The organism is Streptomyces sp. NPDC008317 (assembly GCF_042955955.1).
Lineage (GTDB): Bacteria > Actinomycetota > Actinomycetes > Streptomycetales > Streptomycetaceae > Actinacidiphila.
On the sequence record NZ_JBIBFQ010000002.1, the window covers coordinates 681,093 to 704,585 of the forward strand.

The 23,493-nt window shown below is 73.2% G+C and carries 21 protein-coding genes and 1 tRNA gene; 8 read left to right on the forward strand and 14 right to left on the reverse strand.

Annotated features, from left to right (window positions below):
• The first annotated feature begins 72 nt into the window (after positions 1–72).
• From ACFY9V_RS08030 to ACFY9V_RS08040, 3 genes are all read left to right on the forward strand, one after another.
• Positions 73–1,236 carry a peptidoglycan-binding protein gene (locus ACFY9V_RS08030; RefSeq protein ID WP_391160161.1) on the forward strand — a complete coding sequence of 388 codons (1,164 nt, stop codon included), beginning with the start codon at positions 73–75 and terminating at the stop codon, positions 1,234–1,236.
• A 528-nt stretch (positions 1,237–1,764) separates the two neighbouring features.
• Positions 1,765–2,343: a hypothetical protein gene (locus tag ACFY9V_RS08035; RefSeq protein ID WP_391160164.1), complete on the forward strand. Its 579-nt coding sequence runs from the start codon at positions 1,765–1,767 to the stop codon at positions 2,341–2,343.
• A 109-nt stretch (positions 2,344–2,452) separates the two neighbouring features.
• Complete coding sequence (locus tag ACFY9V_RS08040) at positions 2,453–3,103, forward strand: HAD-IA family hydrolase (RefSeq protein WP_355349995.1); 651 nt, start codon at positions 2,453–2,455, stop codon at positions 3,101–3,103.
• A gap of 74 nt (positions 3,104–3,177) precedes the next feature.
• On the opposite strand, the gene ACFY9V_RS08045 is transcribed toward ACFY9V_RS08040, so the two are convergent.
• Positions 3,178–3,759, reverse strand: a complete 582-nt coding sequence (locus tag ACFY9V_RS08045) for a TMEM165/GDT1 family protein (RefSeq protein ID WP_355349992.1) — start codon at positions 3,757–3,759, stop codon at positions 3,178–3,180.
• Between the two features lie 314 nt (positions 3,760–4,073).
• Positions 4,074–4,847 (reverse strand): ABC transporter permease, encoded by a 774-nt coding sequence (locus tag ACFY9V_RS08050; protein WP_355350004.1) that lies wholly within the window; start codon positions 4,845–4,847, stop codon positions 4,074–4,076.
• A gap of 401 nt (positions 4,848–5,248) precedes the next feature.
• Here ACFY9V_RS08050 and ACFY9V_RS08055 point away from each other — a divergent pair, with 401 nt between their 5' ends.
• Positions 5,249–5,929 carry a VTT domain-containing protein gene (locus ACFY9V_RS08055; protein ID WP_355349989.1) on the forward strand — a complete coding sequence of 227 codons (681 nt, stop codon included), beginning with the start codon at positions 5,249–5,251 and terminating at the stop codon, positions 5,927–5,929.
• 78 nt (positions 5,930–6,007) lie between these two features.
• Here ACFY9V_RS08055 and ACFY9V_RS08060 read toward each other — a convergent pair whose 3' ends face one another.
• A complete protein-coding gene (locus ACFY9V_RS08060) occupies positions 6,008–6,193 on the reverse strand; it encodes a hypothetical protein (protein WP_188285091.1) in 186 nt (61 codons plus the stop codon).
• A gap of 267 nt (positions 6,194–6,460) precedes the next feature.
• On the opposite strand from ACFY9V_RS08060, the gene ACFY9V_RS08065 reads away from it, so the two are divergent.
• Positions 6,461–7,882 carry a family 2B encapsulin nanocompartment shell protein gene (locus tag ACFY9V_RS08065; RefSeq protein ID WP_355349985.1) on the forward strand — a complete coding sequence of 474 codons (1,422 nt, stop codon included), beginning with the start codon at positions 6,461–6,463 and terminating at the stop codon, positions 7,880–7,882.
• 137 nt (positions 7,883–8,019) lie between these two features.
• Here the strand turns inward: ACFY9V_RS08065 and ACFY9V_RS08070 are convergent, their stop codons facing one another.
• From ACFY9V_RS08070 to ACFY9V_RS08095, 6 genes are all read right to left on the reverse strand, one after another.
• A complete protein-coding gene (locus tag ACFY9V_RS08070; RefSeq protein WP_391160167.1) occupies positions 8,020–8,778 on the reverse strand; it encodes a DUF4239 domain-containing protein in 759 nt (252 codons plus the stop codon).
• A gap of 24 nt (positions 8,779–8,802) precedes the next feature.
• Positions 8,803–9,105: a hypothetical protein gene (locus ACFY9V_RS08075; RefSeq protein ID WP_391160168.1), complete on the reverse strand. Its 303-nt coding sequence runs from the start codon at positions 9,103–9,105 to the stop codon at positions 8,803–8,805.
• A 1,101-nt stretch (positions 9,106–10,206) separates the two neighbouring features.
• Positions 10,207–11,493, reverse strand: coding sequence for a histidine kinase (locus tag ACFY9V_RS08080; RefSeq protein ID WP_391160170.1), 1,287 nt, complete (start codon positions 11,491–11,493; stop codon positions 10,207–10,209).
• A 17-nt stretch (positions 11,494–11,510) separates the two neighbouring features.
• On the reverse strand, positions 11,511–13,514 hold the full coding sequence (locus ACFY9V_RS08085) for an MMPL family transporter (protein ID WP_391160603.1): 2,004 nt from the start codon (positions 13,512–13,514) through the stop codon (positions 11,511–11,513).
• A 272-nt stretch (positions 13,515–13,786) separates the two neighbouring features.
• Complete coding sequence (locus ACFY9V_RS08090; RefSeq protein WP_391160173.1) at positions 13,787–14,338, reverse strand: flavoprotein; 552 nt, start codon at positions 14,336–14,338, stop codon at positions 13,787–13,789.
• A gap of 139 nt (positions 14,339–14,477) precedes the next feature.
• Positions 14,478–14,549: transfer RNA gene (locus tag ACFY9V_RS08095), tRNA-Val, on the reverse strand.
• Between the two features lie 149 nt (positions 14,550–14,698).
• Between ACFY9V_RS08095 and ACFY9V_RS08100 the strand changes: the two genes are divergently transcribed.
• Complete coding sequence (locus ACFY9V_RS08100) at positions 14,699–15,940, forward strand: hypothetical protein (RefSeq protein ID WP_355349974.1); 1,242 nt, start codon at positions 14,699–14,701, stop codon at positions 15,938–15,940.
• Between the two features lie 138 nt (positions 15,941–16,078).
• Here the strand turns inward: ACFY9V_RS08100 and ACFY9V_RS08105 are convergent, their stop codons facing one another.
• Positions 16,079–16,312, reverse strand: a complete 234-nt coding sequence (locus ACFY9V_RS08105; RefSeq protein WP_391047336.1) for an FmdB family zinc ribbon protein — start codon at positions 16,310–16,312, stop codon at positions 16,079–16,081.
• Positions 16,313–16,546: 234 nt separating this feature from the next.
• On the opposite strand from ACFY9V_RS08105, the gene ACFY9V_RS08110 reads away from it, so the two are divergent.
• Positions 16,547–17,083: a DUF4383 domain-containing protein gene (locus ACFY9V_RS08110; RefSeq protein WP_355349968.1), complete on the forward strand. Its 537-nt coding sequence runs from the start codon at positions 16,547–16,549 to the stop codon at positions 17,081–17,083.
• A gap of 25 nt (positions 17,084–17,108) precedes the next feature.
• On the opposite strand, the gene ACFY9V_RS08115 is transcribed toward ACFY9V_RS08110, so the two are convergent.
• On the reverse strand, positions 17,109–17,768 hold the full coding sequence (locus ACFY9V_RS08115) for an O-methyltransferase (protein ID WP_355349965.1): 660 nt from the start codon (positions 17,766–17,768) through the stop codon (positions 17,109–17,111).
• Positions 17,769–17,822: 54 nt separating this feature from the next.
• On the opposite strand from ACFY9V_RS08115, the gene ACFY9V_RS08120 reads away from it, so the two are divergent.
• Positions 17,823–18,449 carry a nucleoside/nucleotide kinase family protein gene (locus ACFY9V_RS08120; RefSeq protein WP_391160175.1) on the forward strand — a complete coding sequence of 209 codons (627 nt, stop codon included), beginning with the start codon at positions 17,823–17,825 and terminating at the stop codon, positions 18,447–18,449.
• A 261-nt stretch (positions 18,450–18,710) separates the two neighbouring features.
• Here the strand turns inward: ACFY9V_RS08120 and ACFY9V_RS08125 are convergent, their stop codons facing one another.
• The 3 genes from ACFY9V_RS08125 to ACFY9V_RS08135 all read right to left on the reverse strand — a co-directional run bounded on the left by ACFY9V_RS08125 (position 18,711) and on the right by ACFY9V_RS08135 (position 23,407).
• Complete coding sequence (locus tag ACFY9V_RS08125) at positions 18,711–19,529, reverse strand: HAD family hydrolase (protein ID WP_391047340.1); 819 nt, start codon at positions 19,527–19,529, stop codon at positions 18,711–18,713.
• Positions 19,526–22,129 carry a phosphoribosyltransferase domain-containing protein gene (locus tag ACFY9V_RS08130; RefSeq protein ID WP_391160177.1) on the reverse strand — a complete coding sequence of 868 codons (2,604 nt, stop codon included), beginning with the start codon at positions 22,127–22,129 and terminating at the stop codon, positions 19,526–19,528. Before ACFY9V_RS08130 ends, ACFY9V_RS08125 begins: the two co-directional genes overlap by 4 nt.
• A 111-nt stretch (positions 22,130–22,240) precedes the next feature.
• Positions 22,241–23,407, reverse strand: coding sequence for an HpcH/HpaI aldolase/citrate lyase family protein (locus tag ACFY9V_RS08135; protein ID WP_355349953.1), 1,167 nt, complete (start codon positions 23,405–23,407; stop codon positions 22,241–22,243).
• Positions 23,408–23,493: the final 86 nt, after the last annotated feature.

The window sequence follows — 23,493 nt, forward strand, 5'->3', positions numbered from 1 at the left end:
CGCCGGAGGTCGGCATAATCGGCACGTCTTTGCGAATATGCGAAATGCGAACGACGGCCGGGAGGGGAACCAGTGGCGCCGCAGCCGGACGCTGCCCGCGAGGGGGACGCCGAGTCGTCCTCGGCGGGGATACCGGTCGTGCCCGGGGTGCCGCACGCTTCGCCCGAGGTGACCGCCCCGCGGCCGACGCCGCCGCCGAGCGAGCTGGTGCCGCCGGGGGCCCTGGTCACCTGGGACGACTCGGCCGAGCCGGGCCCGCCCGGCCTCCCCGGCGAGCAGGACGAGGGCGGGGAGACGCGGGCGGCGGAGCGTTCCGCCGCGCGGGCCGCCGCGCTCGCCGCCACCGAGGGCTTCCACCCGCTGCGGATGCGCCCCTACGTCGCCGAGCCGGACGGCGAGGCGGGCGAGACGACCGTACGGCCGCTGCTGGCGCCCGGCGACGGCGGTCCCGAGACCGCCGATGTCGGGCTGTTCGCCGCGCTGTACTCCGGCGTGGAGTACGCGCCGAGGGGGGACGCCGAGGCCGGGACCCCGGCCGCGTTCGCCGGGGCGGCGGCCGGGACCGGGCTGTACCAGGACCGGGGCAGGCACCGGCGCCGCAGACGGGGCCTGGTGGTGGCCGCGGCCGCGGTCGCCGCCTCCGCGCTGGCCGCGGGCGCCGTCGCCGTCACCGGACAGGTCATGGGCGACGAGCCGCGCACCGACCGGGCGCTGCCGCCGGACCGGACGTCCTCGATGCCGGACGTCGAGCTGCCGACGGAGTCCACCGCCGTCGTGGGCACCGTGGCCGTCGGCGCCCCGCGCCACACGCCCGCGCCGACCACGACCTCCGCCGCGCCGGTGGTGCCCGAGACCGCCACGGCGCCGCCGTCCCCATCCACGACGGCTCCCGCCGCCACCGGCTCCACCCCGTCGGCCCCCGCCGCGCCCGCCACGACCGGCTCCACGCCGTCCGCGCCCACCGCACCGGCCGACCCGGCCCCCACCACGCCCCCCGTCACCCCGACCTCCCCCGCCTCCAAGATCCTCCAGTTCGGCGACACCGGCGCCGCCGTCTCCGATCTCCAGCAGCGGCTCCGCGACGTGTGGGTCTACCACGGCCACGTCAACGGCTCCTACGACCAAGGGGTTCGCGAGGCCGTCGCCATGTTCCAGATCTGGTACGGCGTCCGCGGCGACCCCATCGGCGTCTACGGCCCCCAAACCCGCACCACCCTCGAACACCAAACCAGCTAGCGCCGCTTTCCGAAGGTCGGGCGCCCCCTCAAGACCCCGGGCTCCGCCCCGACGCTCCCGCACCTCACCACCCGCCCCAGCGGGGCAATCCGGTAGTCCCCGGACCACCGGCCGGTGGGGGCTGGCCGCGCCGTTCCCCGCGCCCCTAACGGGGCGCACCGCCTTTCGTCCGGACGGCGAGCCGATCTTTTGGGGGCGCGGGGAACTGCGCCACCAGCCACGACGCCCCCGCACCTCACCACCCGCCCCAGCGGGGCCGGCCGGTTGTCCCCGGACCACCGGCCGGTGGTGGGTTACCCGCGCAGTTCCCCGCGCCCCTGACGAGGCGCACCGTCTTTCGCCCGGACGGCGAGCCGATCTTTCAAGGGGCGCGGGGAACTGCGCGACAAGCCACGACGCCCCCGCACGTCACCACCCGCCCCAGCGGGGCAGACCGGTTGTCCCCGGACCACCGGCCGGTGGGGGCGGGCCGCGCGAGCCCGCGCGGGCGGCGCCCCGCCTGGGGGGCGGAGGTTCTAGGGTCGAAGGATGGTCACGCAGGCGTTCGGGGTCGCGGAGTTCCAGCTGATGCTGCTGCGAAGAATGGCGGACCACCAACCGGAATTGGTGGACGAGGCGCTCCGGTCGCTGGGAGCGACACACGCCCAGGCGCGCGAGGCGCACAAGAGATGGCAGGCGAGAGTCCACTCGCGCACGTTCCCGACCGGTGAGCGGAGGTACAGGACGGCGCTGGGCCCTCCGGAGACGGAGGAGGAGCGGCGGATCGGCGACCTGACGTGCCGGGCCCTGCGCTGGCCGACGCCCCTGTGGCCGGACCTGAGATTCGAGGTGCTGTGCGCACCGGGCGGCGGCTCGGCGGTGTGGAACGAGTGGCTGGTACGGGCCCCGGAAGCGCCCGCGCCAAGGCTGCGGGAGGTGGCCGACCTGACGCCGTGGTCGTGCACGGTGGACGACGCGGCCAGGGCCTTCCCGCCCGCGGAACCGCTGCCGCCGGACGCGCCGAGCCGTACCCGCGTGGCGCTGACACCGCCCGGCGGCGGCGCGAGGGTGGTCGCGCACTTCACATGGGGCCTGTTGCAGTACGTGGACCAGGGGGACTGGCGCTGAGCGCCCCACTTTTGTACCGTGAGGGAACAAAGTGGTTCCGCCCGCTTCCCTGACCGGCGGGCGGAACCACGTTGCCGTTGATCACCGATGTGCCGAGGAGCCCCAGAACATGCCCGTCCTCTCCGCGAAAGCCCTGCTGCTGGACATGGACGGAACGCTGGTGAATTCGGACGCCGTCGTGGAGCGCTGCTGGCGCGCCTGGGCCGGCCGCCACGGCCTGGACGCCGACGCGGTGCTGAAGGTCGTGCACGGCCGCCAGGGCCACGCGACGATGGCCGTCCTGCTCCCCGACCGCCCGATGGCAGAGAACTACGCGGAGAACGCGCTGATGCTCGCCGAGGAGACCGCCGACACCGACGGTGTCGTGCAGGTGCCCGGTGCCACCGCCTTCCTGGCCTCGCTCGACGGCCGCCCGCACGCGCTGGTGACCTCGGCGAGCGAGGAGCTGGCCACGACCAGGATGGCCGCCGCGGGCCTGCCGCTGCCGCCCGTCATGGTGACCGCGGAGCGGGTGAGCGCGAGCAAGCCGGACCCCGAGGGCTTTCTGAAGGGCGCGGCGGAGCTGGGCTTCGCGCCCGAGGACTGCGTGGTGTTCGAGGACGCCGAGGTCGGCATCGCGGCGGCGCGGGCCGCCGGAATGCGCGTGATCGGCGTCGGCCCGCGCGCCGCGGTCCACGCGCCCACCGCGCACGTCGACTCACTGGAGCGGGTACGGGTAGAGGCCGTCGCGGACGGCGGCCTCCGTATCGTCGTCGACTGAGACGTACGGACGCGACGAACGGGCCGGACCCTCGTCAGGGTCCGGCCCGCCGTGCCGTACGGCCCCGCGGAACGTCAGCCCGCGGCGGCCTCGTACAGGCTGAATCCGGCGAGCACCACCATCACAGCTGCCGCGATCTTCGTGATCAGCGCCAGCGGCACCCGCTTCATGAGCAGCCGCCCGCCGAAGATGCCCAGGGCCGCGACCGCCCACAGGCCGAGGACGGCGCCGATGCCGACCGAGACCGGGTCGTCGTAGCGGGCGGCGAGGTTGGCGGTCATGATCTGCGTCAGGTCACCGAATTCGGCGACCAGGATGAGCATGAAGCCGGTGCCCGAGACCTTCCAGAAGCTCTGGTTGGCGGGCTCGCGCACCTCCTCCTCGTCGTCGCCCTTGGAGAAGAGCAGCATGGCCGCGCCGCCGAGGAAGAGCAGTCCGACCACGCCCTGGACCCAGCGGTGCGGCAGCAGGGTGAGCAGGCTGCCCGCGGCGATGGCGAGGGCGACGTGGACGACGAAGGCGGCGGCGACGCCCACGAAGACGTACGAGGCGCGGTAGCGGGTGCCGAGCATGAGCCCGGCGAGCGCGGTCTTGTCGGGGAGTTCGGCGAGGAAGATCACGCCGAAGACGACGGCGATGACGGTCAGGCTGAGCACGGGGTCTGGTCCTCAATCGGTCGGGCGCCGCACCGAGAGATCCAGGGGAACGTCAAGCCGTATCTGAGATCGCTTCGGCACGGCAGCGTCGGAACACTGCGGCCGAAGGTCTCGCTGGCGGGCTGTACGCGCATCGCGCGGCACATCCGCCTCCGGGCGCCGGCTCAGAACAGCGAACTGCGGCTGAACTGAGCAGTATGTCGACGGTCCGGCGAAGAGCTACTCCCCTTCTGCTCCGACGAGTCTACGCGACGCCCGAACGGGGTACCGCACCGCGAGGTCGCGGGGCCAGGTCCCCCGGTCCGAAGGCCCGGTCACAGGGCCGGAACGCGGGTGATGCGGCCCCGCGCGACCAGTTCCAGGACGACGGAGACCGCGACCGCCTGGACGGCCATCAGCGCGATGAGGACGAAGAACTGCACGGCCCCGGCCGACACGGGGCTCGCGCCGCCCAGCAGCATGCCCACGAAGGCGCCGGGCAGGGTCACCAGGCCCACCGTCCTGGTCTGGTCGAGGCCGGGGACCAGCGCCCCGGAGGCGGCCGGTCTGGCGATCTCCAGGCGCGCGTCGCGGTCGGAGAAGCCCAGCGCCATCGCGGCCTCCACCTCGCCCGCGCGCAGCTTCAGCTCCTCCAGGGCGCGCCGCCCGCCGAGCACGGTGGCGGTGAGCGCGCCGCCGATGAGGATTCCGGCCACGGGGATGAGCGCGATCCCGTCGATCGGCACCAGGCCGGTCAGCACGAGCACGACGACCACCGGCAGCGCGCCCGCCGCGACGGGCACCGCGGCCCACCACCAGGTGCGGTTGCGGGTGATCCGGCGCCCCGCGGTCCGCGACGCGACCGCGAACATCAGCGCCACGAAGCCCAGCAGCGCCGCCTGGTGCTTGACGACCCAGCCGATGAGGGCGGCGACCACCGCGAGCTGTACGGCCGCCCTGAGGCCCGCCAGGGCGATGCCGCGCGCGTAGTTGTCGTGCTCGTCGGCGAGCCTGGCGTACGCGGCGACCCCGGCGGCCGCCACGAGCAGCGCGGCGAGAACGAAGCCGAGGGTCTTGTCGACCGGCAGCAGGGAGGAATTCGAGGCCAGCGACGTGGACAGCGTCTCGTGGGTGGACACTGGAGGAGCGGGTGCGGAAGCCACAGCGTCACTGTAGGCGGGCGCCCGCCCGGCGCCCCCGCCGATTCCCGCGCGGATCGTACGGATTTCCGATCAGTTCTCTGATCAGCGATGAACGGTCCCGGCGGAAAGTATTCTCGTAGTGATGTCTACTACGTCACGTGCCCTCGCCGGTTCCGGCGGTGCCCCTTGGCGTACGCTGTACGGCTGACGGTGGATGAAGATCTTCGACCACCGGACAGCACCCCTTCAGGACCCGGTTCGACGAGGCGGAACGCCGACGGAGAGCCGGACAGCACGGCAAGTACGAGGTGCCCGGCATCAGACGGGCGCTCCACGGGTACGAATTCGGCCAAGGACGAGGAGGCGCGGTGCTGCAAGGCCTGGGCTCCCTTTTCGACTGGCCCTGGATCTACGTGCTCGTGGCGAGTTCCGTGATCCTCGACGTCTTCGTGCCGGTGCTGCCGAGCGGTGTGCTGGTGATCAGTGCCGCCACCGCCGGGACCGCCAGCTCACGCGACGACATGCTCGACGTCTTCGCGCTGCTGGTGTGCGCCGCCGTCGCGTCCTGCCTCGGCGACCTGCTGGCGTACCGGCTGGCCTTCCGCGGCGGGGACTGGTTCGACCGGAGAGTGGCGTCCTCGCGGCGCCTGGCGGGCGCGCACGAACGGCTCGGACAGGTACTGCACCAGGGCGGCGGCGCCCTGGTGATCCTCGCCCGCTTCGCACCGGCCGGCCGCAGTGTGGTCAGCCTGGGCGCGGGCGCCGCCCGCCGCAGCCCGCGCGAGTTCCTGCCCTGGTCGGCGCTGGCCGGGGTCGCCTGGGCGACGTACAGCGTCGGACTCGGCTGGATCGGCGGCAAGTGGCTGGGCGCGAGCTGGCTCGGCACCCTGATGTCGTTCGTCGCGCTGCTGGGCGCCGGCGCCTTCGCCGCGTACGTCTTCCGCCGGGAGCGCCGCAGCGCGCTGGCCGCGGCGCTGGCCGCCGTGCCGCTCACCATCCCGCCGCAGGTGACGCCCCCGGACCGCGGCTCGGTCGTCGAGGCGCTGTAGCCGCCGCGGCCACCGCGAGCGGTGGTTCCTGACCGCCGCGTGGCCGCCGCCTCACCTCGGGTGCGGTCCCGCACCCGGTCAGCGGCGACGACGCCGTCTGCTGGGGACCGCCCAGCCCGATCCGACGCCCGCCAGGTGCAGTGCGACGAAGACCAGTCCCGCGAGCAGCAGACTGATCGGCGTGAAGCCCGCGTCCGTGCTCGTGCTCGTGGCGTTGATGATGTACGCGATGGCGAAGATGACTGCCCCGATTGCGGCGAACATCCCGGACCTCCTGTAAGCCGGCCCTCGGGGCCGGCGGTGCTCGTGCGGTGCGGCGGCGCCGGGTGGCGTCCCCACCCACCGGTTGCCCCCGAACTCCCCCCTGACGCACACGGGTTCGAGCGCGCGCGGGGTCGCGCGCCCCGTGCGCCCCACCAAAAGCCGCGATCCGGATTTTCGGAAAGTATTCTCACTCGTTTCGGCAATAGGCAGCACTCTGCGTCACGGAAAGAATGAGGCCGTATCACCCGCTTACGGGAAGGACAGCACATGTCGGTTGATGCGGGCCAGGACACCGCACTCGGCAATCCGCACGACGACCAGGCGCGTACGAGTCTGGACACGTCGGCCGCCAGGAATCTGGCGACGACCACCAAGTCCGCCCCGCAGATGCAGGGCATTTCCTCCCGGTGGCTGCTGCGCGTACTGCCCTGGGTGCAGGTCAACGCGGGCACGTACCGGGTGAACCGCCGGCTGAGCTACTCGGTCGGCGACGGGCGCGTGACCTTCGTGAAGACGGGGTCCGAGGTCCGGGTGATCCCGCAGGAGCTGGGCGAGCTGGCCGCGCTGCGCTCGTTCAACGACGTCGGCGCGCTGACCGCGCTGGCGGACCGTTTCGTCCAGCGTGAATTCGCGCCGGGCGAGGTCATCGCCGAAGCCGGGACGCCCGCGGACACCGTCTATCTGCTGGCGCACGGCAAGGTCGAGAAGCTCGGCGAGGGGTCCTACGGCGAGCCGACCCGGCTCGGAGTCCTCGCCGACGGCGACCACTTCGGCGACCAGGCGCTGCTCGGCGCCGACGGCGAGTGGGAGTACACGGCCCGCGCGGCCACCGTCACCACGGTGCTGGCCCTGCCCCGGCAGGAGCTCGAACCGCTGCTCGGACAGTCAGAGGCGCTGCGCACGCACCTGGAGGCGCACCGCGCGATCCCGCGGCAGCGGGTCAACAAGCGCGGTGAGGCCGCGATCGAGCTGGCGTCGGGCCACAAGGGCGAGGAAGCGCTGCCCGGCACCTACGTCGACTACGAGGTCAAGCCGCGCGAGTACGAGCTGAGCGTCGCCCAGACCGTGCTGCGCGTCCACAGCCGTGTCGCGGACCTCTACAACGAGCCGATGAACCAGACCGAGCAGCAACTCAAGCTCACCGTCGAGGCGTTGCGCGAGCGCCAGGAACACGAGCTGATCAACAACCCCGAGTTCGGGCTGCTGCACAACGCGGACTACGACCAGCGCATCCAGCCGCACGCGGGCCCGCCGCTCCCCGACGACCTCGACGAGCTGCTCAGCAGGCGCCGCGGCACCAAGTTCTTCCTCGCCCACCCGCGGGCCATCGCCGCCTTCGGCCGCGAGTGCACCAGGGCGGGCCTCTACCCCGACCCGGTGGAGGTGCACGGCCACACCGTTCCCGGCTGGCGCGGTGTGCCCATCCTGAGCTGCAACAAGATCCCGGTCAGCACCGCTCGTACCAGCGCGATCATCGCGGTCCGCAGCGGCGAGGACAACCAGGGCGTCATCGGTCTCAACCAGACCGGGCTGCCCGACGAGTACGAGCCGGGGCTCAACGTCCGTTTCATGGGTATCGACGACAAGGCGATCATCAGCTACCTCGTCAGCACGTACTTCTCCGCGGCCGTCCTGGTGCCCGACGCGCTCGGCATCCTGGAGAACGTGAACGTGTCCAACTGGCGCTGACCGCACGGCGGTTCTCCTGAAAGCGGCTCCCCTGCCCGGCCTGGCAGGGGAGCCGCTTCGTTGTGTCCGCCGGGCGCGTTCCCAGCCGCGTCCGCCGTGCGCGTTCCCGGCCGTGTCCGCCGGGGCGCGCGCCCTGGTCAGCGGCGCAGTACCAGGTCCCGGAAGACGTCGGCGGAGACGGCGAGTCCGCCGCCGAAGGGATCGTCGAGGTCCCAGATCAGGAACAGCAGGAAGGCGATGAGCGCGCTGAACAGACCGGCGAGCAGCAACTCCTTCGGTGAGCGCCGGATCTGGAGGGTGAAGATCAGTCCGACCGTCACCAGCGCGCCGGTGATCAGGCCGAACCACACCATCCCCGGCATCGTCGCGCCCACGCTCTGGCTGCGCGACGTGCGGGCCTCGTCGACGGCGGCGACCTCGTCGACCAGCGGCTGGTACGCCTGGGCGCCGAGGTCGGACGTGGGCGCGTACTGCGAGACGTCCTTGCGGAGCGTGTCGAGCAACGCGTTGCCCCGCGGATCCAGTTCGCCGTGGTTCTTCATGTACGGCCACTCCTTGTCGGCCACGAACGCCGCGTAGGCGTTCACGTCCGCGCGGATCCGGTCGCGTACGTCAACGGGATACACCTGCGCCCGCGCGCTCACCTCGTGCAACGCCTGTGCCTCGGCGAGGACTTCGGCCTGTGCCCCGCTCCTCCCCTCCCAGACGCCGGCGATGGCCAGACCGAGCACGATCGCGTAGACCACGCCGATCATCATGACCATGTACTCGATGACGTCGGGTGTCTCCGACGGATCGTCGTCCTCGTGGACCTTGCGCGTACGCAGCACGACCACGCCGAGGACCACAGCGCAGACCGCGGCCATCGCGATCACCAGCGCCAACCACTGCGACATGCGGAAATCCCCCTTGTTTCACGTTCAGTTGTTCCTGCTGCGACCGGAGTTGGAGCCGGAGGAGCCGGGCCGCAGGACGGCGACGGCCAGCACGGCGGGCACGGTGGTGAGCATCATCGTGATCATCAGCGACCGGCGGTGCTCCTGCGGCGCCGCGACCGGCGCCGGCGCCTTCTCCGGCCAGTGCACCGCCACCGGGGCGGCGGGCGGCGCGGGTTGGGACCGCGGCACCGGCGCGGGAGCCGGTACGGGTGCGGCGGTGGGTACGGGCTGCGGTACGGGTGCGGGCGCCGGGGGCTTCGGCGCGGGTCTGGGACGTGGCGTCACCGCGGCTTTCTGACTCGGCGTGGGAGTCGGGGTCGGAGTGGGTGTCGGCGTGGGGGTCGGAGTCGGGGTCGGTGTCGGTGTGGGCGTGGGCGTAGGAGTCGGTGTGGGGGTGGGAGTCGGCGTGGGGGTCGGTGTCGGGGTCGGGCACGGCTTCGGATGGTGGTGGTGGCGGTGGCAGAGCCACGTCCAGGGCCACTGGTCCGGCCAGTACCCGCACCAGGGCACATACGGGTCGGGGTGGTGGTAACCGGGCCCGTGATGATCGGGCCGGTGCCGTCCGGGGTCGTGGTCCGCGGGGTCGTGGTGCCCGGGGTCGTGGTGATCCGGGTCAGCGTGGTCCGGGCCGTGATGACCGGGGTCGTGCCGTACGGGCTCGTGGTGCGTCGGCTGGTGCCGTACGGGCTCGTGGCGGTCGGGCACACGGCTGGGCGCGGGCGAGGTCGTCGGCGCGGCCGTGGGCTCGGGATCGGTCCTGTGGGTGGGAACAGACGTGGGCGCGGCCGTACGCGTCGGTTCGGGCGCGGGCGCGGTCGTGGGAGCGGGATTGGGTGTGGGTGCCCGGGTGGGCGGGGACGTGGGATCGGGCCGGGAGGGCCGCGTCCGTGTCGGTGCGGGTGTGGGTGTCGACGTCCGGGTCGGTTCCGGACCGGGCGACGCGCGGTGCGACGGCGCGGGCGACGCGGCCTCGGACGGTACGGGCGACGCGTGGTGCGACGGGTGACGGGACGGCTCGGCGGGGCATGACTCCGCTCTGCCGTGGCCCGCTCCCGCCGGGCACCGCGCGCGCGGCTCGGCCGAGGCCACCGCGCCGAGTCCCCACGATCCTGCCGCCATCGTCACGACAAGCAGCGCCGTCCAACCGCGGACGCGCCTCCCCCTAGAAGTGGTCACCCTTCATGGTCAGCATGCGCGCGGCACGTGCCGACGCTTCCCGCGACCGTTCCCCCAAAGGAGTAACGAAGGCGTCAAACCCTCGATTTTCCGCGCGAATCAGGGCCGCCCGCACCGGCCGCCGCGCGGGCGTGACCGGGCCCGACTCACAGCGGTTGAGGACCAGTTGGGCGCGGTCGCGGGCGCCGGTCCCCCGCGCGGCGGGGCGCGTCAGGCGGGGTCGTGCGGTGCGGCGGCCCCGTCCGTACACGCGTGCGCGCGGGGGGTCAGCGGGAGGTCGGCCGCGACCCGGAATCCGCCTCCGGCGAGAGGGCCCGCCGTCAGGGTGCCGCCGACGCTGCGGACGCGTTCGCGCATGCCGATCAGACCGAAGCCGGGGCCGAGGTCGGGCCCCTGGGCGGGGCCGTGGGCCGGGCCGTCGTGAGGGCTGTCGTGAGGGCTGTCGTGAGGGCCGAGGTGGAAGGTGGGTCCGGGGCCGGGCCCGGGCCCCGTGCCGACGGCCGCCCCGCCGTCGTCGGTGATCTCGACCAGCAGCGAGCCGGGGCCGACGCGCACGGTCACCTCGGCCCGCGCCCCGGCCCCCGCGTGCCGGGTGGTGTTCGTCAGGGCCTCCTGCACGATGCGGTACGCGGCGGCCTCGACGGCGGGCGGGATGTGCGGGTCCGCGCCGCCGGAGGAAGCACCTCGCGCCGTAAGCACGTGGAGCCGGGCCCCGGCCGGGCGGGCGAGGTCCGACAGCGCGGCCAGACCGGGCAACGGCCCCTCGTCGGCGGCCCGTTCGCCGTACCGCAGCACCTCCAGCGTGGTGCGCACCTCGACGCGGGCCGCGCGGCAGGTGTCCGCGATGCCGTCCAGCGCCTTGGACACCGCCGCCCGGTCGAACTCCTCGGGCGCCACCGTCATCACGTGCGCGGCCACCGCCGTCTGCACACCGATCAGCGTGATGCTGTGCGCGAGCAGGTCGTGCAGGTCACGGGCGATCCGCAGCCGTTCCTCCGCCACCCGCCGGGCCGCCACCTCCTCCCGCGTCCGCTCGGCGCGCTCGGCCCGCTGCGTAGTCGCGGCCACCAACTGGCGGTGCACGCGCACGGTCGCGCCCGCCACCAGCACCGCCGCGATCCAGCCCGAGGTCCGCAGCGTGTCCACCGCTCCCCCGGCGTCCGAGACCCAGTCCGCCGCCACCGTGCCGCCGACGACCACCGTCCCGATGGCCGCCGCCCGCCACACCGGGCTCGTGGCCGCCGCCGTGAACAGCAGCGTCATCGAGCCCAGCACCGGCGCCGCGTGCGGATACCCGAGCGCGTGGTACGGCCCGAGGAAGGCGACCGTCACCACCAGCGCAGCCGTCGTGTGCGTCCGCCGCCACAGCAGCGGGATCTGGCAGCAGACCAGCAGCGTCCAGCCCAGCGCGTCGGGACGCGTCCCCGGCGTCAGCAGGGCCAGCGGCACCGACAGCGCCGCCAGCCCCGCCGCGAGCGCCGCGTCCTGGCGCGTCACGCGGCGCCCTCGCGGGCTCACCCCCGTTCGCCCGGCGCCGGGCGGCTCAGGGCGCCGGGCCACCAGACCCGGCGGCGCAGCAGCAGCGCGGCCGAGGTCACCAGGAAGGTGCGGACGAGGAAGGTGTCGAGCAGGACGCCGACGGCGATGACGAAGCCGAGTTCCGCGAGCTGGACGAGAGGCATGTTCATCAGGACGGAGAAGGTCGCGGCCAGGACGACACCTGCCGAGGTGATGACGCCGCCGGTGGAGTGGAGCGCGCCGAGGGTGGCCTCGCGTGGCCCGGCGCCGTTGAGCGCTTCTTCGCGCATGCGGTGCATGAGGAAGATGCCGTAGTCGACGCCGAGGGCGACGAGGAAGACGAAGGAGAGCAGCGCGAGTCCTGGATCGGTGCCGTGGAAGCCGAGGACCGGGCCGAAGACGAGGCCGCCGATGCCCAGGGCGGCGCCCCAGACGGCGACGACCGCGACGACGAGCAGCAGCGGCGCGACGAGGGACCGCAGCAGGAGGACGAGGATGAGCAGGACGGCTGCGAGGGTGATCGGGATGACGATGCCGCGGTCGCGCTGGTTGGTGTGCTGGAGGTCGAGCTGCTGGGCGCTGGGGCCGCCGACGTAGGAGCCGGGGAGTCCGGTGCGCAGGGCCTTGATGGTGGCGGTCTCGGCCGCGGTCTGCGGCGGGCCCGCGGTGGTGACGAAGAATTCGCTCCAGCCGTCGGCGGTGCGCCCGGCGCGCACGTCGGTGACGCCTCGGGTGGAGCGGGCGGCGGCCCGCGCGGCCTCGGCGCGGTCGGCGGGCGCGATGACGGCGACGGGACGGCTGCCCTGGTCGGGGTAGGCCGCGCCGAGAATCCGCATGGCGGTGATCGCGTCGGGCTCGCTGCTGAACATGTCCTGCTGCTTGACGCTGCCGGGCAGGTTGAGCACGCCGACGGCGAGGGCGCCGAGCAGCAGCACACCGCCGACGAGCACCGCGACCGGCCTGCGGCCGACGCCGTCGCCGATCGCGACGAAGGCGCCGCGCCGCTGCTTCGGCTCGCTGCCGTGGGCGGGGATCAGCGGCCAGAACACGCGGCGGCCGAGGACGACGAGGACGGCGGGCAGCAGCGTCACCATGGCGAGCAGCGCGCAGACGACGCCCACGGCGGCCGTCGGGCCCATGCCCCGGCTGCTGTTGAGGTCCGCGGCCAGCAGGCAGAGCATGCCCGCGGCGACGGTGCCCGCGGAGGCCAGGACCGCGGGCGCGGCTTTGCGCAGGGCGGTGCGCATGGCGTCGTACGGGCGCTCGGTGCGGCGCAGTTCCTCGCGGTAGCGGGCCACGAGCAGCAGCGCGTAGTCCGTGCCGACGCCGAAGACGAGGATGGTCATCACACCGGAGCTCTGGCCGCTGACGGTGACGCCGAACGCCTGGTTGAGGCCGTAGGTGACCGCCATCGACAGCACGTCGGCGGCGCCCGCGCAGATCAGCGGGATCAGCCACAGCACGGGGCTGCGGTAGATGAGGATCAGCAGGACGGCGACGACGAGGACCGTGGTGTAGAGGAGCGGGCCGCCGAGCGCGCTGTAGACCTCGGCGCTGTCGGTGTCCAGGGCGCCCTGTCCGCCGACCTTCACCGTCAGCCCCGAGCCGCCCTTGGCGACGTCCCTGACCCCGTCCACGAAGTCGGTTCTGGCCTGGGAGTCCTGGCCCGGCGCCGTGGTCGACATCGGGTACATCAGCGTGGTGCCGTCCTTGGACGGCACGGCCCGCGGGGCGTCCCCGGTGAGCCGGTTCGTACGGGCGATCTCGGCGGTCTGCCGCGCGGCGGTGGCCCGGTCGGCCGCGGTGAGGCCGCCGTCGCGGTGGTAGACCACGACGATGTCGGTCGTCTCGCCGCCGGGCAGCGACGCCTGGATCTTGGCCGCCCGCGTGGAGTCCGCGCTGTTCGGCAGGTAGTCCACGACGCTGTCGCGCTGGACGTCACCGAGCCTGGCGGACAGCGGTATCGCGACCGCCAGCACCCCGACCCACAGCGCGAGCATCAGCCACGGCAGCTTCCGCGCCCGGCCCCCGCCCGCCCTTGCGCCCGGCGGCGCGGCGCCCCCGTCACGTACCCCGCTGACCTGCTCCGCGGTCCTCATCCCGGCCTCCCCTTGCGACGAACGACTGATCGCCTCCATCGTCAAGGCGTGACAGCCACGGAACGTCGCGCCAGCGGCGGACATCGCCGTACCCCCGCGGGCGGTACGGGCCGCGCCGTTACATCCATGGGAGTACGGACGCGGGCCGGTCGGCCGGTGTCCCCGGCCCGGTGTCAGCGCAGGTGATCGGGGAGTGCCGCCTTCGCCGCCTCGAACAGCAGGGGCCAGGGGAAGTCGTCCGGGGCGTCCTGGCCGGGCGGGTGGGGGACGAAGCCGCCCTCGCCGTAGAGGACCCTCACCCCGGCCACGCGCAGTTCGTCGACCGACCGGTCGAAGGCGGGGTGCCGGGCGGTGGCGGTGTTCACGCACGGCATCGTCACCAAGGGGATGCCCCTGCCGATGGCCTCGGCCGCGACGCCGACGACGAAGTGGTCGGTGATCCCGAGCGCCCACTGGTTGATCGTGTTGAAGGTGGCCGGTGCGACGGCGATCACGTCCGCGGGCGGCCAGACGTCCGGCTCACCGGGCTTCTTGTACCCGCTGCGCACCGGGTGACCGGTCAGCTTCGTCAGCTTCTTCGTCTGGGTGAAGAGCCAGTCGGCGGCGGCGGGCGTCAGACCGAGGCAGACGTCCCACCCGGCTCGTTGCGCGCCCTCGACGACCGAGGCGATATCCAGTACCGGGGGTGCGGCGGAGCCGAACAGATAGAGCACGGGGCGCGTCATGACCCCACCCAACCCCGACCGTGACGGGCCACGCAACCGCCCCCGGCCGCCGCGCACGGGCCGGGGCGGCACACGGAGCGGGACAGGGAAGAGGCCCCTGTCCAAGGACGCTGGACAGGGGCCCGGGGGCTTCCGAGGGTGGGCGTGGACGGTTTCGAACCGCCGACATCCGCCTTGTAAGGGCGGCGCTCTACCACTGAGCTACACGCCCTCGGTGAGTTCGACGTCACAGGTTACCCTGCCCTGGGGCGTGATCAGCAACCACGGGGCCGTGGGGACCGGGCGGTGTGTTCGGGGCGGCCTGGTGGGAGGATGGGTCCGACGGTGGTCGGCGGCGATCTGCGGGGAGAGAGTGTCACGGTGACGACGGCACGTTCGTGGTGGCGACGCGGCGACAATCACCGTGCGGAGGCGCAGGCGGCGAAGGACGCCGCGTCACAGGCGTTCTACGAGCTGGACACGGCGCAGCGCGATCTGGAGATCTCGATAGAGACGATCTCGGCGGTGGACGACTCCCCCGAGGCGCGCCGGGCGCTGGCCGGATTCCGGTCGCTGGGCGAGCGCATCGACCAGGTGAGCGCGGCCTACATCAACACCGTGGACGCGCACGACATCGACCGGGACGAGCTGGACGCGGGCACGGCGGCGCGGGCGCGCACCGAGCTGACGAAGGCCAAGGACGAGCTGGACAGGGCCAAGACCGAGCTGGAGCGTTTCTCCGCGGGTCTCGCGCCGCTGCTCGGCAAGGCGGAGACGCAACTCGCCCGGCTGGCGCCCGCCGTGGAGCGGGCCAAGCAGTCGCTGCTGGCGGCGACGAACGCGCTGGACGGGGTCCGCGCGGTCGGGCTGAAGGCGGACGACCTCGCGGCCCGGCTGGCCGCGCTGGCACCCGAGCTGACCAGGCTGAACGAGGGCGCGAGCAAGCACGGCGTGCAGGAGACCGTCCAGCGGGCCGACGATGTGCGCCGCAAGGCGGACGCGGTGCGGACCGAGGCGGAGCGGCTGCCCGAGCAGGCCAGGGAGATGGACAAGCGGCTGGTGTCGCTGCGCACGCGCGTGCAGGCGCTGGCGACGCGGGCCGAGGGCGTGGACCCGGTGCTCAGCGAATTGCGGCGGCGGTTCTCGCTGGCGTGCTGGCAGGACCTCCAGCAGGTGCCCGAGCGGGCCGCGCAGGCGGTACGGCAGGCGGAGACGGCGCTGGCCGAGGCGCGCAAGGCGCGGGACGAGCAGCGCTGGCCGGACGCCACGTCACGGCTGGCGACGGTCAGGGCGCTGATGGACGACGTGGAGGGCGCGGTGTCCGCGGCCGGTGACCGGCTGCGGCAGCTCAATGAGGTGAGCAAGGACCCGAAGGGCGAGGTCGAGAAGACCCGCTTCGCGATCCGGGACGCGCAGCGGCTGGCCATGCAGGGGCGTTCGACGCCGGAGCCGCGGCACGCCCGCCCGCTGGACGACGCGGTGGCGCGCCTCGACCGCGCGGTGGCCGCGCTGGAGGGCAGGCACCCGGACTACTGGGCGTTCCTCACCGAGACCGCAGCGGTGCGCGAGACCGCGAACCGCGTGGTGGCCAACATCCGTGAGGACCGCGCGGCCGGGCGCTGAGCACCCCTGGCCGGTCTCCTGCTCCGGCGACCGGCGGTACGGCCGGACCGGCGTTGTACGGCCGGACCAGCGTTCATACGGCCGGACCGGCATACGTACGATCCGACCGCCGCCCGTACCGGCCCCCGTCCCGTCCGTTCAGCTACAGCAGCCGCCACCGCAGCATCCGCCGCCGCCGTTGCCGCTCGCCGGGGCGGGACCGGCCGACGACGAGGACGAGGACGACGAGGAGCCGACCGCGACCGTCGAGAGCAGCTTCACGGTGTCGTCGTGACCCTTGGGGCAGACGGTCGGGGCGTCCGACTGGGACATCGGGCGGCGCAGCTCGAAGGTGGAGCCACAGGTCTTGCAGCGGTACTCGTAGCGAGGCATGGGCCCAGGGTAGCGGGGACGCGGCCCGCGGAGGGCGTTCCTCCACAGGTCACCCGGCGTCGCCGGGGTCCGGGAACGATGCGCCGGACTTCGCGCACTGCCGCCCGCTGCCGCAAGCCCCGCGCCGCCGGCCCGTGACCCGGGGTGACCCGCGCGGAGCGCCGGATTCCGGACCCCGGCCTATCCTGTAGGAGCAGCGGCCTCGATTCCCCTTCAGCGAAGGAGGCCGGTCATATGCGACTCGACGATCATCTGCCCGTGGACCACAAGCTGAGCCAGATGTACCGCTTCGGCGCCGGTCTGATGGGCCTGATCCTGGTCGTCTTCGGGATCCTCGGACTCCTCAACGGCGTGTCGTTCCTGTCCAAGGCGGGCGACCGGATCGCCGGGCTGAACTCCAACGGCGCGCTCAGCACGATCTCCATCGTCATCGGCGTGCTGCTCTTCGCCGGGATGGTGAAGGGCGGCAACTTCGCCTCGACCCTCAACATCGTCGTCGGCGTCGCCTTCCTGCTCAGCGGGTTCGTCAATCTCGCCCTGCTGGACACCGGCAGCAACCTTCTGGCGTTCAAGATGTCGAACGTGCTGTTCAGCTTCGCGGTCGGCGTGATGCTGATGTTCTTCGGCATGTACGGGCGGGTGACCGGCGGACTGCCGCACGACAACCCGTACTGGCGCAAGCGCCACCCCCAGCAGGCAGCCCGCGAGGAGGAGGCCCGGGCGGCGGTGACCACCCGGCGGCCGCCTCCCCGCGGACTGCCGCAGCACTGACCCCGTGACGGTCCTGCCGGAGTGACTACTTCTTACGGGCCAGCGTCAGGCCGTCCGCGACGGTGAGCAGGACGTCGTCCACCCGGTCGTCCGCGCGTACGTGGTCGTTGAACGCGCGGATGGCCGCGGCGCCGCCGGTCGCGTCCTCGTCCACGACCTCGCCGTGGAAGAGCGTGTTGTCGACGACGAGCAGGCCGCCGGGGTTCATGCGCGGCACCAGCTCCTCCCAGTAGTCGGTGTAGGACCCCTTGTCGGCGTCCAGGAACACCAGGTCGATCCACTGGCCGCCGGGCAGCGCCTTGAGCGTGTCGATGGCCGGGGCGATCCGCAGGTCGACGCGGTCGGCGACGCCCGCCTTGGCCCAGGCGTCCTGGCCGACGGCGGTCCACTCCTCGGAGACGTCGCAGGCGATGAGCCTGCCGTCGGCGGGCAGGGCCTGGGCCATCGACAGGGTCGAGAAGCCGGTGAAGGTGCCGACCTCCACGATCTGCTTGGCGCCGGTCAGGCGGACGAGGAAGGCCAGCAGCGGGCCCTGCTCCTCAGCGGTCTGGAGCCCGGCCACATCGGCGAGGCGGGCGTGCGTGGTCTCGACCAGTTCCCGCTGGACGGCGTCCAGCGGCGGGTTGTGCGCGAGGACGTATCCGTACAGCTCGGGTGTGAGCTGCGGGTTCTTCGTTTCGGACAAGGGTCTTCTCCCTGGTGCGGCGCTCAGGGCCCGTCCGGGCCCTAGGGTGACGGAATGCTCGTGGATGACGCGGTCGCCTTGGTCCCCAGCATTCCAGGCCGGAGGGCTCTGCTGGGGCTGGCGGGCGCCCCGGCCGCCGGGAAGTCGACTCTGGCGCGGCGGCTGGTGTCCGGGGTGAACGACCGGGTGGGCGCGGGGACGGCCGCGTATGTGCCGATGGACGGGTTCCATCTGTCCAACGCGCAGTTGGACCGGCTGGGGCTGCGGGACCGCAAGGGCGCGCCCGAGACGTTCGACGTGGACGGCTACGTCCACCTGCTGCGGCGGCTGCGCGGTGACCGTCAACACCCGGTCTACGCGCCCGACTTCGACCGGGGCCTGGACGAGCCGGTGGCCGCCGGGCTGGTCGTCGCGCCCGGTGTCCGGCTCGTCGTCACCGAGGGCAATTACCTCGCCGACGACGGTGCCGGGTGGGAGCAGGTCCGTGACCTGCTGGACGAGCTCTGGTACGTCGACGCGCCGCGTCAGCTGCGTGAGCGGCGGCTGCTGCGACGGCACGTGCGCGGGGGGCGCAGCGAGCTGGAGGCCCGGGCCTTTATCGCTGCGAGCGAGCGGCCCAACGCGCGACGCATAGAGCGCTCCCGCGCCTATTGCACCCGGGTGGTGGCCCCGGGGCACTGACCCCGGGCCCCGGAGCGGTTCCTCTCCGCCGGGGGCGCCGGCCACGCGCTTTTTTTGGGGGCGCGGGGAACTGCGCGCTCAGCCACAGCGGTGGTGCGCCTTCGAAAACCGGCCCCAGCGGGGCAGATGCTGTTGTTTCCGGGCTGACAGCCCGGTGGGGGCTGGTCGCGCAGTTCCCCGCGCCCCTAAAAAACAGGCCCTGCGCGACGGCAGCGCACCAGCCCCACACCCCCAAAAAACAAGGCCCTGCGGGGGGCGGCGTTAGAGGGCGTTGCGCATCCGCAGGATGATCTCTTCGCCGGCGGCGACACCGACCGTGGGGAGGCCGGTGACGTGGGGGGCGGTCCAGCCGGAGTCGGCCAGCTCGCCGTGGCCGGGGCGCCAGCCCTCATCGGCGGCGAGGAGCAGATCGGCGTCGAGGAGGGAGTCGCCGGCGGCGAGGACGCGGTCGGCGCCGGTGCGGCGGACGACCTCGGCGAGGGCGGCGGACTTGCTGAGCGGCAGCGGCACGGCGTAGATCTTTCGGCCCTGGAGGGAGACGGTCCAGCCGCGGGGTTCGGCCCAGGCGGCGAGTTCCTTGACCCAGCCGGCGGGGAGGCGCTCGCGGTCGACCACGAGGTAGGCGAAGAGGTCTTCCGCGATGCGCTCCTTGCGCAGCCACGCGGGGTCGGCGGTCGCGGCGAGGTGGGCGCGTACCTCGTCCAGCGGCGCGGAGCCGTCGGCGAGACGACGGCGGATCTCGGCGTTCCAGTCGTGGTCGGTGCGGCCGTCGACCAGGAGGTGGCCGCCGTTGGCGCAGATGGCGTACCGCGGCTGGGGTCCGGGCAGGCTGATCCGGCGGTACTGCTTGCGGGTGCGGGTGGTGGAGGGCACGAACTGCCCGGCCTCCGCGGCGAGTCGCACCAGCAGCGCCGCGGCGGTCTCGGTCATGTAGGACAGCGGCTTGGCCTCGTGCACCTCGACGCAGAGCAGGCGCGGCGCGTGCTCGTCGGCCATGGTGAGGGCGAGCGCCGCCGTGGAGTAGATCAGGGTGCGGTCGAGGTCGCTGGCGACCAGCGTGCGGTTCTGACGGGTACTCACTTCGCGTCCACCGCCTTGCCGTCGGTCCCGGTGGCCCCTCGGGTGTAGCGGGGGTGGATGAGACCCACGCAGGAGTACGGCAGCCCGTCCACCTCCTCGACCGGTACGCCGCGCTGTGCGGCCAGCAGGCGGACGTGGTCGAGGTCGGCGCCGACGCCGCGCTGGGCGAGGATCTTCCAGGGCACTCGGCGCAGCAGCACGCGGGTGGTCTCGCCGACGCCGGGCTTGACGAGGTTCACGTCGCCGATGCCGTACTCCTCGCTGATCCGCTCGACCGCGGCCCAGCCCGCCCAGGTGGGTGAACGGTCGGCGGAGCGCAGCGACTTGACGTCCTCGGCGACGGCGTCGCCGACCCGGTCGAAGGCGGCGGTGACGGTGTCGAGGAAGAGCCCGGAGACGTCGGCGCCCGCCAGCTCGCGGTAGAACTTCGCGCCGTGGTAGTCGTCGGGCCCGGTCAGGTCGGCGCGCAGCACGGTGCGCGAAATGAGGCCGGAGACCGTGGAGTTGAGGCACGCGGAGGGGATCAGGAAGTCGTCGCGGGTGCCGTAGGTGGACACGCAGCCGCCGGGGTCGGCGAGCACCGCGATGTCCGGGTCGAAGACGCCTTCGCCGTCGAAGTCCTTGACGGCTTCGGCCAGTTCGCGGGTGATGGCGCCCTTGCCCGTCCAGCCGTCGACGAACACGGCGTTCGCCGCGTCGTGGTGGGCGGCCAGCCAGCTCAGCGCGTTGCGGTCGATGCCCCGGCCGCGGACGATGGAGACGGCGTAGTGCGGCAGGTCCAGGCCGTGCGCGTGCCGGGCCCAGCGGCGCATCAGCACGCCGACCGGGGTGCCCGCGCGGGCGAGCGAGACCAGGACGGCGTCAGGGCCGCGCTCGGCGAGCACGAGTTCGGTGACGGCGCCGACCGCGCGCGCGATGCGTTCGGCGGAGCCGTCGAGGGCGGCCTTGAACAGGTCCTGGTACGCGGCGCTCGGCTGGTACTCGACGGGCAGCGACTCGGCGTAGTGCGCGCCGCCGCTCTGGATGGCCTCCTCGCGCTCCTCGGTCGGCGCTTCCAGCTCGACCTCCGACAGGTCCTTGAGCAGCCAGCCGACCTCGTCCGCCGCGTACGACGAGAAGGCGGGGCCGCGCAGGGGCTCGGGCAGCGGTCGGGCGGTGGCGCTCACAGGGGCGGGGCTCATCGGTGCGGCGTGTCCGTTCGGTCGGGGACGGGACTCGGTTCCGGCGGTGAGCCGGGACCGCAACCGGGCGTGCAGCCGGGGCCGCGGCCGGTAGGTGGGGACGACGGCGACCAGTACGCGGTCGGTGTGCGCGGCGAGCTGGGCGATCAGGCCGCCGGGCCCGTACAGCTCGGGGGTCTCGCCCGCGGAGTCGATGACGCAGACGACCGCGTCGAAACCCGCGCCCGCCACGTTGTACGCGTACCGGTCGCCGGGGCCGTCGCTGGGCTCGTCGTGGGCGGGGAACACGATCCGGCTGCGGATGGCGTAGCCGGGGTCGTCGACGGCCAGCACCGGCGAGCGGGTCGTGGTGGAGTAGCGCACATCGAGAGCGCCGCCAGGGGCCGCCTGCGAGCCCCCAAGGCCCGCGTCCGCTGCGGCGGTGTGCCGCCCCAGGCCCTCAAGGCCCGCGTCCGCTGCGGCGGTGTGCCGTCGCAGCGCCTCCGCCAGCCGCAGCGGGGCGTACATCAGCTCCTCGTTGCCGAGGACGAGGACGCGGCGGGCGCCGGGCGGGAGCGCGGCGGCCAGCCGCTGTCCCATCGCGGGCAGCGCGGCCTCCAGGGCGGCGCGGTGCTCGGGCAGGAAGCCGTGCCTGCCGCCGTCCGGCACCCCGGCCGGCCAGTCCAGCTCGACGTGCGTGAGGTCGTAGTAGTCGGCGGGCGCGGGCGGCGGCGTCTCGTGGGCGGCCACCAGGGCCTGGCCGCGCTCCAGCACGCCCTCGGGGAGCGTGACGGCCCCCGCGACCAGGGCGACGACGTCCACGCGGGCGCCGAGTTCCGCCGCGAAGTCCTCCAGCCGCGCCTGGTCGGCGGCGGACCGCATGTCGGTCAGGGCGACCACCACATACCGCTCGCGCGGGTGGCGTCCGTGCAGGTCACGGATGGTGTTGAGGATGGTCTGGCCGGTGGAGAACTCGTCGTCGACCAGGACCAGCGGGCCGCTGCCCGCCAGCAGCGCCGGGTCCTCGGGGAGCAGCAGGTGCCCGGTGGCGTGGCTGTGCTCCTCCTGGAAGCCGCCGCCCGCCGCGACGCCCGCGACCTCGCGCCGGGTGGAGTGCAGGTACGGCACACCGCCGACGCCGTCGGCGACGCAGTGGCCGAGTCCCGTCGCGGTCTCGGCGTAGCCGAGGACCACGGCGTCGGCGACCGCGTCCGGGCCGAGCAGGTCGCGGACCCGCTCGCCGAGCGCGTACGCGGAGCCGTAGACCGCTCGCGGGTCCTGCGGGACGTGCTTGCCGAGGATGTTGGAGACCAGCAGGTGGGCGCGCTTGGGGTTGCGGCGCAGCGCGAGGCCGAGCACTCCGTGCAGGCCCTCGCCCACCAGGCCGATGCCCAGCCGGTCCGCGACCCACTGGCCCGGCCAGGGCGTGTGCGTTGCCATGCGGTGCTTCTCTTCCGTTCGGTGCGAGCGCGGCGCGGGGGCCGTGCTCAGGGCTGGGCGCGGCGCCTGGCCGTGCTCAGGACTGCGCTGGAGGCTGTTCCGGGACCGCGCTCAGGACTGCGGCAGGCTCGCCGCGAGCAGTTCCACGAAGCCGATGTCCTCCTGGGCGACGCCGAAAACCTCGGCGCGGCGCATGGTGCGCTCCGCCCAGGCGCGGTGCGGCTTCACCTCGTTCATCTTGTTGGTGTACGCGGACCGCATGACGCCGCCGCCGGAGCGGTCCTCGTCGAGTATGTCGGCCGCGTCGCAGAACTCCTCGTGCGTGACGACGCTCAGCGCGTGCACGACGGGCACGTGGGTGGGGTGGATGCAGGTCTTGCCCTGGAGGCCGTTGGCGCGGTCCAGCTCGATCTCGCGGAGCAGTCCGTCCATGTCGCGCTCGATGAGGGTGTCGCGCAGGTCCTCGGCCTCGGGGGTGAAGGGGCTGCGGCGCAGTTGCGGCTTGAACATCCGCTCGTGGTGCCTGAAGTACTCCCAGACCGGTCCCGTCACGGTGAAGCCGCTGCCGTCGGCGCGGCCGAGGACGTTGACCACGTCGGCGATCACCGAGGCGACGATCTGCACGTCGTAGGCGGTCATCGCGGGGGCGCGGCGCAGGCCGTAGGAGGAGCAGAAGTCGGTGACGCCCAGGCGCAGGGCGAGCACCCGCTCGCGGTATTTGTCGACCGTCCTGGATATCCCGTAGAGCGTCTCGACCCGGCTCTCCAGGTGCAGGAGCTGCGGGGACTCCAGTACGGGCATGGCGAAAAGGCGCCGCCCGCTGGCGGCCTCCGCGTGCGCCATGGCCTCCAGGAAGGGGACGCCGGTCTCCTCGGTGAACTTGGGCAGCACGAATCCGGACAGCAGTTCCACGGTGCCGCCGAGCCGTGTCACCAGGTCGGTGATCTGCGCGGGCGTGCGGACCCGGATGAACAGCAGCGGAAGGGCCGCCTCCGGCCGGGTCGCGAGATCGGCGAACTGCCGGACGAGATTGGCCTCACCTGCGACGACGTCGCGGTCGTCGATGGAGTCCTCCAGGCACAGGACCATCGACACCACACCCCGGGCGGCCTGCTTCACCACGTCGTCCGCGAGCTGCGGGCGGGTGGCGGGGCTGTAGAGGGTGGCGCCGAGGGCGACCGCGAGCATGCGTGCGGGCGAGTCGGCAGTGAACTCCTGCGGCTCGCGGTGAAACAGTTCGCTCCTGGCTTCAGGAGCGAGGTGCCCGAAGTGTCGCATACGCCCCATTTCGAGGTAGTGAGCCCGATGATATCTGGCCGATTATCGTACGTGCGAGCATGGGGTAGAGGTTCCCTCCGCACGTG